The sequence below is a fragment of the Haemophilus parahaemolyticus genome (assembly GCF_002015035.1).
Taxonomy (GTDB): Bacteria; Pseudomonadota; Gammaproteobacteria; order Enterobacterales; family Pasteurellaceae; genus Haemophilus_A; species Haemophilus_A parahaemolyticus.
In genome coordinates, this window is sequence record NZ_MUXY01000006.1 from 942 (window position 1) to 13,951 (window position 13,010).

Genomic DNA, 13,010 nt, shown 5'->3' on the forward strand with positions numbered 1-13,010 from the left:
CGGTGAATGCGAAAGACACAAACACGCAAGCAAGCGTTAAAAACGGTTCAGGTATTACTGTAACGCCAAGCACAAATGCAAATGGAACAGCGAACTACACCGTAGCGGTGAACGTAGATGGTTCAACCATTACCGTAAATAATGACGGTAAACTTGTTGCGAATGTACCAGATACTTCGAAAGTGAGCTTGACCAATAATGCAGGTAAAGTGGGTGATGTGTCTGCAGAAGATGCGAATAAATTAGTCACAGGTGACAACCTTGCTAAGACAATCAATGCAACTTACTGGAAAGCGAGCCAAGGAACGCACGAAGAGACCACCTCGGAAGAAACAACAGGAGCTGTGTCATCAGAAATCAAACCAGGGGATGAGTTAACGTTCGTCTCAGGTAAGAATATGGCGTTGAAGAAAGACGGCAATAAGTTCGTTTATGCAACGAAAGATGATGTGACGTTCAATAACGTGACGACCAACAACTTAACCGTGAATGCAAAAGGCAATGTGGATATGGGAGGAAACCAAGTTCACAATGTAGCGAATGGTACGAAAGGTACAGATGCGGTTAACTTAGATCAGTTAAATGCAACGACAGCGATAGCGAATGCAGGTTGGGTAATTAAAGCAAATGGTACTAACGCAACAACGGTGAAACCAAATGCGACAGTATCGTTAAACAATACCGATGGCAACATCTTAATCACGAAGAACACGGCAAATAATAACGTGACCTTCAACTTCAACCCGAATGCAACCTTTGGTGTTGTAGGTAAAGACGGTAAAGATGGCGTTGATGGTTCTATCGGTGTGAACGGTAAAGATGGTGCGTCTGTTGTTATCAACGGTAAAGATGGTTCAATTGGCTTAACTGGACCGAAAGGTGCAGATGGCAAAGATGGTGTATCATTGACGTTGAAACCAGAGAAAGGCACAACAACCGTGAATGAGAAAGATGCGAACAAAGAGATTGAACGAATCAAATACACAGCAAACGGTACAACGCGTGAAGTAGCGACGTTAGATGATGGCTTGAAATTTGCAGGCGATGATAACGCGGTGATTAACCGTACTTTAGGTTCATTATTGAACATCACAGGCGGTGCAGAGAAAGCCACAGTTGCAGATAATATCCGTGTAACCAACGATGGCAAAAATGGTTTAAAAGTACAGTTATCAAATAACGTGACCTTCAATGCAAACGGCAGCGTGAAGGTTGGAGATACCACTGTGAACAACGGTGGCTTAACTATCACAGGCGGACCGAGCATTACGAAAGACGGTGGGGTGAACGCAGGCGATAAAGTGATCTCAAATGTTTCAACAGGCGTGAAAGATAACGATGCAGTGAATGTGAAACAGTTGAAAGATACCGTTGCGGATTCAGTATCAACCGAATCAGTAATTAAGAAAGCTGATGAGGACAACATTGCGGAAGTGACGGTTGCGGATAATAAACAGTCTGGTGATAAGAACGCGAAATATGAAGTGTCGGTATCAAAAGCGAAAATCAAAGCTTTAGCGAATGAAACCGTAAAAGTAAATACTTCAACGGCAGCGAATAACCCGATTACGGTAACCTCGCATACGGAGAACGGTAATACGACTTACTCGGTTAACTTCAATGGTGAAAATGCATCGAAAGTGATTCCATTAAGCTATAAAGCGAACGATGGAGAAGCGAAAACGGTGACGTTATCAGAAGGCTTGAACTTCAAGAATGGTACGCAGACAACTGCGGAAGTGGGCGATAATGGTGTTGTAAAATTCAACGTAAATACGACCGCTTTATCGAATGTAACTAATAACGGCAAGATCACTGTACCAGAGGGCAACGGTTTAGTGACAGCGAAAGAGGTTGCAGAGGCGATCAATGCGTCTTACTGGAAAGCAAATGCAGGCGGTAATGTTGATGGTGCAACAGTTGCGGATAACGTAACAACAGGCACAGAAGTGTTCTTCGCAGCAGGTAAAAACTTGAAAGTGAAACACAGTGCGAACAACTTTACGTTCTCAACAGCGGATGATGTATCGTTCAATAACGTGACGACTAACAACTTAACCGTGAAAAATGGTGGCAATGTGGATATGGGAGGAAACCAAGTTCACAATGTAGCGAACGGTACGAAAGGTACAGATGCGGTTAACTTAGACCAGTTAAATGCAACGACAGCGACAGCGAATGCAGGTTGGGTAATTAAAGCAAATGGTACTAACGCAACAACGGTGAAACCAAATGCGACAGTATCGTTAAACAATACCGATGGCAACATCTTAATCACGAAGAACACGGCAAATAATAACGTGACCTTCAACTTCAACCCGAATGCAACATTTGGTGTTGTAGGTAAAGACGGTAAAGATGGTGTTGATGGTTCTATCGGTGTGAACGGTAAAGATGGTGCGTCTGTTGTTATCAACGGTAAAGATGGTTCAATTGGCTTAACTGGACCGAAAGGTGCAGATGGTAAAGACGGTGTATCAGTCACGTTGAAACCAGAGAAAGGTACAACGACAGTTAATGCGAAAGATGACGGTAAAGAAATCGAACGTATTAAGTACACAGCAAACGGCACAACCCGTGAAGTGGCGACTTTAGATGATGGCTTGAAGTTCAAAGGCGATTCTAAACAAGTGATCAACCGTACTTTAGGTTCACAAATGAACATTACAGGCGGTGCGGACGAAACGACATTAACCGATAACAATATTGGTGTGGTTTATGACAAAGCGACTGATGGCTTGAAAGTGAAACTTGCTAAAGATGTGAATTTAACATCTAATGGTAGTGTAACAATCGGCAATACAACGTTAAATAACAACGGCTTTACGATTACCAATAAAGCAGATCCAAGCAAAACGGTAAGTGTGACGGATAAAGGCTTGAACAACGGAGGCAACACAATTATTAACGTTGCTCCAGGTGTTAATGGTACTGATGCGGTTAACTTAGACCAGTTGAATACAACAACTGCAATTGCAAATGCAGGTTGGGTAATTAAAGCAAATGGTACTAACGCAACAACAGTGAAACCAAATGCGACAGTTTCATTGAACAATACGGATGGCAACATTCTAATCACGAAGAACACGGCAAATAACGACGTGACCTTTAACTTGAACCCGAACACAACCTTTGGTGTGAAAGGTAAAGATGGCGTTGATGGTTCTATCGGTGTGAACGGTAAAGATGGTTCGTCAGTTGTAATCAATGGTAAAGATGGTTCAATCGGCTTAAATGGTAAAGACGGTAAAAACGGCTTAAGCATTAAAGGTGATCAAGGCCCTGCTGGCGTTGATGGCAAAGATGGTGAAACCAAAACACGTATTGTTTATGAATATGCAGATCCAAAAGATCCAAATAAAACAATTCGTGAGAATGTAGCAACATTGAATGATGGTTTACGTTTTACTGGTAATAATGGTGTAGAAAATGCACATAGATTGAATACCTTAGTGACTATTGTTGGTGAAGGTGTGGATAAAGCAGCATCTGCAAACTTTACTTCAGCTAGCGGTAACATCAATGTGAAAGCAGATGGCAAAGGAACTTTAGAAGTCCAATTAGCAAAAAATCTGAAAAATATTGAGACTATCAACAACGGTAATAGCACAATTACCTTAAACAAAGACGGTGGCACAACCATTTCAGGTGGTGATGTAAGCGTTGATGGTAATAAAGTGACCAACGTGAAAGATGGTGATGTAAGTGCTAACAGTAAAGATGCTGTAAACGGAAGCCAGTTATATCACGTGATGACAAATGCAACAGCAGGTTGGAACTTAAGTGTTAATAACGGTAAAGACAAAGGCAATGTGAAGCCAGGTGCTCAAGTTGATTTAAACAACACTGATGGCAATATCATCATTAGCAAAACTGCGAATAACGTGACCTTTAACTTCAACCCGAATGCGACATTTGGCGTGAAAGGTAAAGATGGTAAAGACGGCATTGATGGTTCTATCGGTGTGAATGGTAAAGATGGTGCATCAGTTGTAATCAACGGTAAAGATGGCTCAATTGGCTTAACTGGACCGAAAGGTGCGGACGGTAAAGATGGGGCGAGTGCGAACATGAGTGTTCAAAAAGGCACAACGACTGTGAATACCGACCGTGATGGTGGTAAAGAGGTTACTCGTATTGTTTATACCGACAAAGATAAAGATGGTAAAGATATTAAACGTGAAGTGGCGACTTTAGATGATGGCTTGAAATTCAAAGGCGACTCTGAGCAAGTGATCAACCGTACGTTAGGCTCTCAAATGAACATCACCGGTGGCGCTGATTCAACTAAACTCACAGATAACAATATCGGTGTAGTTTATGATGAAGCAACTAACGGCTTGAAAGTAAAACTCTCTAAAGATGTGGACTTAGGTAAAGATGGCTCAATTACGATTGGTGGTACTCAAGTCACCAACAATGGTTTAACCATTAAAAATGGTCCAAGCGTAACTGAGAAAGGTGTGGATGCTGGTAATAAGAAAGTGACTAATGTGGCTGATGGCGACATTAACGAAACTAGCAAAGATGCAGTGAACGGTAGCCAGTTATATCAAGCGGTGAATAACATTAACAAAAATGTAAATGCTGCGAAGACAGAGCTTGAAGAAGGAGATAATGTGACAATTACCTCTCGTGTGGGTAATAATGGTCAGACTATCTACAAAGTAAGCTCAACGGATAACTCTGCTCATGTTCAAGGTGGTTCTGATGCAGTATCTGTTACTAAAGCAGAAACAACACGTAAAGATGGCTCAACGACAGTGACGGATTACACCGTAGATCTTTCAAGCAAAACGAAAGATGATATTAAGAAAGGTGTTGATGCACACGATACTGTAACCAATAAAGGTTTAACCTTTAATGCGGATAAAGGTACAACGGGTGCGAAGAAACTGGGTAGCCAAGTGGCTGTAAACGGAGATAACAAAAATATCGAAACAGTGGCTGACACAAATGGTGTGAAAGTGAAACTGAAAGATGATATTAATGTGAACTCTGTGACAGCAAATACTTTCAAAGCTGGTGATACCATTGTGAATACGAAAGGTGTTCAAGTGGCAGCGAAAGATGACCGCGGTAATAATACTAATGTGGTGATCAATGAGAAAGGTATTAACGCAGGTAATACTCGTATTCAAAATGTTGCTGCTGGTCGAGCAGATACGGATGCTGTTAATGTTAGCCAATTAAAAGGTGCTGTAACACAAATTGGTAACCACATTAACAAGATGGATAAAAACTTACGTGCAGGTGTTGCAGGTGCAATGGCAGCAGGTGGTTTATATCATGCGACCTTACCTGGTAAATCAATGGTTGCTGCGGGTGCAGGTACTTATAAAGGCGAAAGTGCTGTTGCGGTAGGTTACTCTCGCTTGTCAGACAACGGTAAAGTGGGTATTAAATTCTCTGTGAATACGAATACTCGTGGTGATGCTGGTGCTGCAGCAAGTGTAGGTTACCAATGGTAATGTAGCTTGAGTTAGTTAAGAGAAAGGCTGAATCCTTCGGGGTTCAGCCTTTTTGTTGGTTTTGATATGAAGGTTTGAATGTGAAGTACCGGTAAAATTTTCTTAAAATCTTACCGCTTGTAGGTATAATACAAGCGGTATTTTTTAGGGAAATTTGTTAATGTTACTTCTTACGCTTTATATCATCGGGATTACCGCAGAATCTATTACTGGTGCACTTGCCGCAGGGCGGGAGAAAATGGATATGTTTGGGATGATTATTATCTCATCGGTGACCGCAATTGGTGGTGGTTCTATTCGAGACATGTTACTTGGGCATTATCCGCTTGGTTGGGTAAAGTATCCTGAATATCTCGTGATTGTAGTTGCCGCTTCTATTTTTACGATGTTTATTGCACGATTTCTAGGTTATTTTCGTACGATTTTCTTGGTATTGGACGCACTCGGGTTAATTGTTTTTTCTATCATTGGGGCACAAGTTGCTTTAGATATGGGGCATGGTTTTGTGATTGCTTCAGCTGCGGCAGTGATTACAGGGGCTTTTGGCGGTGTGTTACGCGATTTGCTTTGCAACCGTATTCCACTTGTTTTCCGCAAAGAACTCTATGCCAGTATCTCTTTCCTCTCTTGCTGTATTTACGTTGGATTACAAGAACTTGGCTTTAATCACAATATTGTGGTCATTTCAACACTTGTATTGGGTTTTGGATTACGTCTGCTTGCTATTCGCTTTAAGCTAGGTTTGCCAATTTTTGAGTTTGATGAAGCACAATATTTAGGCAAAGGCGATTTGGTGGATAGATTGGCGAAGCGGAAGAAGTAAAGGAGAAGAAAAATGAGCGAAATACTTAATTGCTCTTGGGATAGCTTTTTCCTTTGCGAAAAAACTGTAAGTGATGATTTTACGGAAGAAAGAGAAATAGCATTTCAGCCAGAACGTGAGGAACTCTAATGTTCAAATATGCTCTCCGTCTTTATTACTGCCAAATCTCCCCTACCCCTCTTTGCTAAAGAGGGGCAAGATCTTAGCTAAATAAAATTTTAGAGCTCATACTTCGACATATTGATAAGCCAGATAATCTCACTTATACAAAGAAAAATCCCCCTCTTTAGCAAAGAGGGGTAGGGGAGATTTGGCAGAAGAGAAAACGGAGAAATTAGCGTTTAACATTCCCAATCAATGCACAAACCCCGCATCGACATTCGCATCGGGGTTGTGTTTGTTATAGTTTTCTTCTTTGATTTTGCCTGTGTAAATCTCTTTATTCGGCTCACCTTCAACAATAATATTCCCTTTTGCCCCTTTTTCAGCTCGGAAAATACTGTGATCAACAAAGGTATATTTCCCTGGCACATTCATTTGCATTTCGACCATTGTCGTGCCTCCTGATGGAATCAGCGTGGTTTGCACGTGATGATTTTGTAGCGTGCCACCTTCGACATAAACCGTATCAAAGGTACGTCCGATTAAATGAAACGAAGAAATTTTATTCGGACCAGCGTTACCAACGAAAAATCGCACTTTGTCGCCCACTTTCGCTTTGAGAGCATTTTCATCAGTTAAAGCCCCCACTTTGCCGTTAAACACCACATAATCTGGCAATTCATATTCCGCTTTTGCCATATCAAACACTTTTAACTCTGGGTTTGCTCCGTCCTTAACGTAAAATTCGTTCTGCATAATGTAGAATTCTTTGTCCACTTTTGACAGCCCTTCTTTCGGTTCAACCAACATCAAGCCGAACATTCCCTTGCCGATGTGAATCCCAACGGGCATTGTGCCGCAATGGTAGAGATAAAGCCCTGGTGCAGTTGCTCGAAAGGCAAAAGTGGTGCTTTTACCTGGTGCGGTTTGGCTGGCAAGTGCACCGCCTTCGGGAGCCGCTGCAGAATGGAAATCAAGCGAATGTGGCATTTTGCCATTCACCGGGTTAGAAAGCTGAACTTCCACCATATCGCCCTCACGCACGCGGATAAATGGGGCGGGCGTTGTGCCGTTGAACGTCCAATATTTGAACTTCACACCGCTCTCAATTTCCATCACCTTTTCCAATGCTTCAAGTTTAACTACTACTTTTGCAGGCGTGGTGCGTTCAATCGGCTTCGGCACATTTGGGGCAAATGTGAGTTCTGCTTCAACGGTTGGTAATTGTGCCATTGGTACAACGGATTCGTTTACATTTTTCAGTTGATTTTCAACTGCTTGCACGCTATTTACTGCCATTATTGAGCCGAGCATTACTGCCAACATCGTCTTTTTCATCACATAATCCTTTCTATCTTCACTGGGTGATTTGCATTATAATAAGGCGAGAAAATAAGCGGTAGGATTTTAATCAATAATTGCAAAGCTGAACCGATTTAGCTAAGATTCTTACCAGATTTTTTAACTTTAAGAGAACAAATTATGAGCAAAATTTGGGTAACAGGCGATGCAGTTGTGGATTTAATTCCAGACGGTGAAAATCATTATTTAAAGTGTGCAGGCGGTGCACCAGCAAACGTGGCAGTAGGTGTAGCACGTTTAGGCTGTGAAGCGGGCTTTATTGGTCGCGTGGGGTTAGATCCGCTTGGCAAATTTATGCAAGAAACCTTGAATTCAGAAAAGGTTTGCACCAACCATATGATTTTAGACCCTACCCAGCGAACCTCAACAGTGATTGTCGGGTTGGACAACGGCGAGCGAAGTTTCACTTTTATGGTGAATCCAAGTGCTGACCAATTCTTAGAAGTGGGCGATTTACCAAATTTCCAAACAGGCGATTTTTTACACTGCTGTTCAATTGCGTTAATCAACGATCCATCTCGCTCAACCACCATTGAGGCGATTCGCCGTGTTAAACAAGCGGGCGGATTTTTCTCGTTCGATCCAAACTTACGCGATTCGCTTTGGGCGAGCCTTGAAGAGATGAAAACTGTGGTGAATGATGTGGTAGCAATGGCGGATATTTTAAAATTCTCTGAAGAAGAATTGACGCTTTTAACCAACACTACCACGCTTGAAGAAGCGGTGAAAGTCATCACTGCACAATATCCAGAGAAACTTATCATCATCACGTTGGGTAAAGATGGTGCAATTTACCACTTTCACGGCAAGAGCCAAATTGTCGCAGGCAAAGCATTAAAACCAGTTGATACCACAGGCGCAGGCGATGCGTTCGTGAGCGGTTTATTAGCAGGGCTTTCTGAAGTGGCAGATTGGAAAGATGAAGCAACGTTAGTGAATGTGATCCGCAAAGCCAATGCTTCTGGGGCATTAGCGACCACCGCAAAAGGTGCGATGGCAGCACTGCCGAATAAAGCACAGTTGGAAGCGTTTTTAGCGGCATAATTTATAGGGTGTGTGAGTTTTTGTAACTCACGCACCATTTTTTACCGCTTGAGTACCTTCATTCACACACCCTACCAAATAATCCATTTTCGAGAAAAATCCTATGCACATTTTCAACAACGGTAAATATAAAAGTATGCACGCACAAGCCGAAGGCGAACTTAATGCAATTCGTGAAACCGTGCTTTCAGACCACGATTTCTATCCAACTTACCACCTTGCACCCAAAACAGGCTTGTTCAATGATCCTAATGGCTTAATTTTTGATGGTGAGAAATACCACATTTTTGCCCAATGGTTTCCTTATGATGCGATGCACGGAATGAAACATTGGGAGCATTTCATCACCTGTGATTTCCAAACTTTTGAAAAAGGCGATTTACTTATTCCAGACGAATTGTTCGAATCGCACGGTTGCTATTCGGGCGGGGCGATTTTATGGGAAGATCAGATTGTGGCGTTCTACACGGGCAATACTCGTCGTCCGTCTGATAATCAACGCGTACCGCACCAAAACATTGCGATTTTCGACAAAACGGGCAAATTATTAGAAAAACGCTGCATTATCGACCAAGTCCCAGCAGGCTACACCGAACACGTTCGCGATCCAAAACCGTTCGTAACCCAAGAGGGTAAAATCCGCTTCGTATTGGGTGCACAGCGTGAAAACCTTACTGGCACTTGCTTAGTCTATGAAATGGACGATTTAAACAGCACGCCACGCTTGTTGGGCGAGTTAGCGGTGCAAGATTTCGATAACAGCCACGTTTTTATGTGGGAGTGTCCAGACTTGTTCCAGCTTGGCGGAAAAGACGTTTTCATTTGGTCACCGCAAGGTAAATTGCGTGAAGCGACGCAGTTCCAAAACAACTACCACGCCACTTACGCATTAGGCAAATTAGACGGCAACGTTTTAAATGCAGAACACATGGAAGAACTTGATTACGGCTTTGATTTCTATGCACCGCAAACGGTGCAAAATTCTGACCGCATCCTGTTCGGCTGGATTGGCTTGCCAGATTTGACTTACCCAACTGATAAATACAAATGGCATTCGACCCTTACTATGCCACGTCAAATTTCGGTGGAAAACAGTATAATTAAACAGCGCCCTATTGTGAAAACAGGCGAGTTGCAAGCGGTCGAATTACAAGGCGAAATTGCAAATTTAGATACCTGTTATTTGCAAATCAACGTGGAAAATCAACCGCTTGAATTGACTTTCTTTGGTAAATTGAAATTCAGCTATCAAAATGGTATGGTAACGCTCGATCGTAGTGCAACCGAGCAGACAGATTTGATGAAACAGTTTGACGGCGTTCGCCACGTAAAAGTAGAAAAATTAGACAAGATTGAGATTTTCTTTGACCGTTCAATTGTCGAGATTTTCCTCAATAATGGCGAAAAAGTGATGACTTCCCGCTTCTTTATCACAAATCGTGAAAATGTCGTGGCAAGCTCACGTCCTGTTTCGGCACAGGTTGCACAAGTACATGCACTTACATTTTAATGGATTAAAAAGGTTACATCGTGAAAACTGAGCAACAAAAACGGCTAACGCTTAACGACATTGCCCGCCTTGCGGGGGTGTCTAAAACTACCGCAAGTATTATTTTAAATAACCGCGGAGATGATTTTCGCATTAAAGCGGAAACCCGCCAGAAAGTACAGGCAGTTGCTCAGAAGTATGGTTATCGTGCCAATGCTTATGCTAAAGCGTTGCAGGCACGTAAAACCAATGTGATTGGCTTGGTTATTCCTGATCTGACTAACTATGGCTTTGCTCAAACAACAAAAACATTGGAGCGGCTTTGTCGTGAAAATGGGCTTTATTTAGTGATTGCTTGCTCAGATGATAACCCAGCCCAAGAAAAAGTGGCGATTGAGCGATTGCTCGATCGTCAAGTCGATCTGTTAATTACCGCCCCAACGCATAAAATTGCTGATTATTATCAAGATATTCTGCAGCATACTCCACTGCTTTTGCTAGACCGTTATATTCCCCATTCTGGCATTTCCTCGATTACCAGTAACGATATTCCAAGCGTAATAATGTTGGTGGAAAATATTGTGCGGGCGTATCAACTTGATGAATTTTTCTACTTTGGCGGGCAACTCTCGCTTACACCAAGTGAAAATCGCTTGAAAGGCTTTCGCGAAGGTTTGGCACAATCGCATCTAACCGAACAAAGCGGTTGGATTTTGCATAAAAATTACCAACCTGAATCGGGCTATCAAATGTTGGCGGAAACGGTGGAAAATCTTGGGCGTTTACCCAAGGCGATTTTTACCGCTTCTTACACTCTGCTGGAAGGCGTGATGCGTTATTTAACCGAACATAAATGTATGGATAAGCTAATGAGCCAAGAGCTGCATTTAGCGACTTTTGACGATCATTATCTGCTAAATGCATTGCCGTTTCATATCCATTCGATTAAGCAAGATCACGATCGTATTGCTCAGCAAACCTTTAAGATATTAAAAGAGAAATTAAACCATCAAGAGAGCCAAAGTGTACAAGTGGATTGTGAGATTATTTGGCGTAGGTAATTCGATTTAAAAAAAGGAAATTCTATGGCACATTTTTACGAATATTTAGAATTTAGTAGTGATGAAGATCGCGAAAACCAATTAGATGTTTATGTTGGCATTGAGCTTTCGCCTGAAACTGAGGCTAAAATTAAAGCGATGAATGTTTCAGGTAATTGGCTAGTAATGGCAGAACCTTACTGCCCTGATTGTGTGGAAGTGGTAGCATATTTCCAACGTATTACTAAGCTCAACCCAAACATTAACGTGAAATACGTTTCACGCAAAGACAACAAAGAACGCAAACATTTCGACAGCGATGAACAACAACAAGCGGTGATTGCGGCACAAAAAATTCCAAGTATTTTTGATATTCGAAACGGCAAAACAGAGCTGGTTTTAAATGAATTTCCAGCATTCTTAAAAGCCAAAATGGAAGCAAATCCAGAACAATTTGATGAGCTAAAAGTGGATTTCCGAATGGGTAAATTCGGTAAAGAAGTAGAAGCGGAATTAGTTGAGATTTTGACAAAGTAAATGACTTTTTCTACCTAAAAATATTGCCCCAACTATGTTTCTCTAGAAAACACAGTTGGGGCGAGATAATCAGGTTAATTGTTTGATTATACAGCTATATATTACTGCATTTTTTCTTCAATCAGTTTTACCATCATCTTTATATGATCGCCTGTCGCATTAAGGGCTGGAATATAGCGGTAGCTTTCCCCGCCTGCATTGATGAAGTTTTCTTTATTCTCTTCGGCAATTTCTTCAAGCGTTTCCAAGCAATCGACTGAGAAGCCCGTACAAATTACTGCCACTTTTTTAACGCCTTGACTTGGAAAGCTTTCAAGCGTTTCATCAGTGTAAGGTTGCAACCACTCTTCATCACCAAAACGAGATTGGAAAGTCAGTTTCCATTGTTCAGATTTTAGGTTTAATTTTTGGGCAACCAATTCTGCGGTTTGTTGGCAGTGTTGCGGGTAGAAATCGCCTTCATCTGCGTAGCGTTTTGGAATGCCGTGGAAAGAGAAAAGCAGTAATTCATCGGGCTCAAGCGTAATGCTGTTCGCTAAGGCTTCTATATAAAGTGGGTCGTTGTGGTAGCTGTGAATAAACTCAAATGGTACAACACGGCGATGTTGTTTTAGGCTCTCTGCAAAGGCGTCCAATACAGAGGCGGTTGTGGTGCTGCTATATTGTGGGTAGAGCGGTAATACGATGATTTTTTCGACCGCTTGTTTAGTCAAGTTTTCGACCGCTTGTGCCATACTTGGGTTGCCGTAGCTCATTCCGAGCTCCACAACGACATTTTTGCCTTTCGCATTGAAATAATTTTGCAGGGCTTTTTGTTGTTTGCGTGAAATAGCAAGCAGCGGTGAGCCTTCAGCCGTCCAGATTGCTTGATAAAGTTTTGCCACTTTTGGTGATCTTTTTGGTAACACGAAGCAATTTAAGATCGTTTGCCATTTGAATTTAGGAAGGTCGATCACACGCGGATCGCTTAAGAATTGTTTTAAGTAACGTTTTACATCGGAAGTGGTGGGGGCATCTGGTGTACCAAGGTTTGCAAGTAATACACCGATTTTTTTATTTTCCATATTTTTCTCTTCTTTTTTCGTTATGAGCAAATGAAGTGTAGTTTGCTTGAATTTGTAGGGAATGACAAATAAAATTTG

The 13,010-nt window shown here is 41.9% G+C and carries 8 protein-coding genes and 1 pseudogene; 7 read left to right on the forward strand and 2 right to left on the reverse strand.

Translation table 11 applies throughout. The features are described 5' to 3' along the window. Positions 1-2 precede the first annotated feature (2 nt). The 3 genes and pseudogenes from B0185_RS10140 to B0185_RS10460 all read left to right on the forward strand — a co-directional run. Complete coding sequence (locus B0185_RS10140) at positions 3-5,471, forward strand: beta strand repeat-containing protein (protein ID WP_143413717.1); 5,469 nt, start codon at positions 3-5, stop codon at positions 5,469-5,471. Positions 5,472-5,631: 160 nt separating this feature from the next. Further along, the gene (locus B0185_RS05265) at positions 5,632-6,294 is read left to right on the forward strand and encodes a trimeric intracellular cation channel family protein (protein ID WP_005705229.1); all 663 of its coding nucleotides are present in this window, start codon (positions 5,632-5,634) and stop codon (positions 6,292-6,294) included. 24 nt (positions 6,295-6,318) lie between these two features. Continuing rightward, positions 6,319-6,423: pseudogene (locus tag B0185_RS10460) on the forward strand (AbrB/MazE/SpoVT family DNA-binding domain-containing protein); the annotation flags it as partial. Between the two features lie 225 nt (positions 6,424-6,648). On the opposite strand, the gene nirK reads toward B0185_RS10460, so the two are convergent. Next, positions 6,649-7,629: a copper-containing nitrite reductase gene (gene nirK, locus B0185_RS05270; protein WP_370447479.1), complete on the reverse strand. Its 981-nt coding sequence runs from the start codon at positions 7,627-7,629 to the stop codon at positions 6,649-6,651. Positions 7,630-7,878: 249 nt separating this feature from the next. Between nirK and B0185_RS05275 the strand changes: the two genes are divergently transcribed. From B0185_RS05275 to B0185_RS05290, 4 genes are all read left to right on the forward strand, one after another. Then, on the forward strand, positions 7,879-8,802 hold the full coding sequence (locus B0185_RS05275) for an aminoimidazole riboside kinase (RefSeq protein WP_005705209.1): 924 nt from the start codon (positions 7,879-7,881) through the stop codon (positions 8,800-8,802). A gap of 103 nt (positions 8,803-8,905) precedes the next feature. Continuing rightward, positions 8,906-10,312, forward strand: a complete 1,407-nt coding sequence (locus B0185_RS05280; RefSeq protein ID WP_005705242.1) for a glycoside hydrolase family 32 protein — start codon at positions 8,906-8,908, stop codon at positions 10,310-10,312. Positions 10,313-10,332: 20 nt separating this feature from the next. Next, the gene (locus B0185_RS05285) at positions 10,333-11,352 is read left to right on the forward strand and encodes a LacI family DNA-binding transcriptional regulator (RefSeq protein ID WP_005705212.1); all 1,020 of its coding nucleotides are present in this window, start codon (positions 10,333-10,335) and stop codon (positions 11,350-11,352) included. Between the two features lie 24 nt (positions 11,353-11,376). Continuing rightward, on the forward strand, positions 11,377-11,868 hold the full coding sequence (locus B0185_RS05290) for a thioredoxin family protein (protein ID WP_005705234.1): 492 nt from the start codon (positions 11,377-11,379) through the stop codon (positions 11,866-11,868). 101 nt (positions 11,869-11,969) lie between these two features. On the opposite strand, the gene hemH is transcribed toward B0185_RS05290, so the two are convergent. Further along, positions 11,970-12,932, reverse strand: coding sequence for a ferrochelatase (gene hemH, locus B0185_RS05295; protein WP_039862890.1), 963 nt, complete (start codon positions 12,930-12,932; stop codon positions 11,970-11,972). Positions 12,933-13,010 lie beyond the last annotated feature (78 nt).

Bases quoted from the DNA above. Each gene is read 5' to 3' on its own strand.
- B0185_RS05265 (WP_005705229.1), top strand. From the start codon at position 5,632: ATGTTACTTCTTACGCTTTATATCATCGGGATTACCGCAGAATCTATT.
- nirK (WP_370447479.1), bottom strand. From the start codon at position 7,629: ATGGCACAATTACCAACCGTTGAAGCAGAACTCACATTTGCCCCAAAT.
- B0185_RS05275 (WP_005705209.1), top strand. From the start codon at position 7,879: ATGAGCAAAATTTGGGTAACAGGCGATGCAGTTGTGGATTTAATTCCA.
- B0185_RS05280 (WP_005705242.1), top strand. From the start codon at position 8,906: ATGCACATTTTCAACAACGGTAAATATAAAAGTATGCACGCACAAGCC.
- B0185_RS05290 (WP_005705234.1), top strand. From the start codon at position 11,377: ATGGCACATTTTTACGAATATTTAGAATTTAGTAGTGATGAAGATCGC.
- hemH (WP_039862890.1), bottom strand. From the start codon at position 12,932: ATGGAAAATAAAAAAATCGGTGTATTACTTGCAAACCTTGGTACACCA.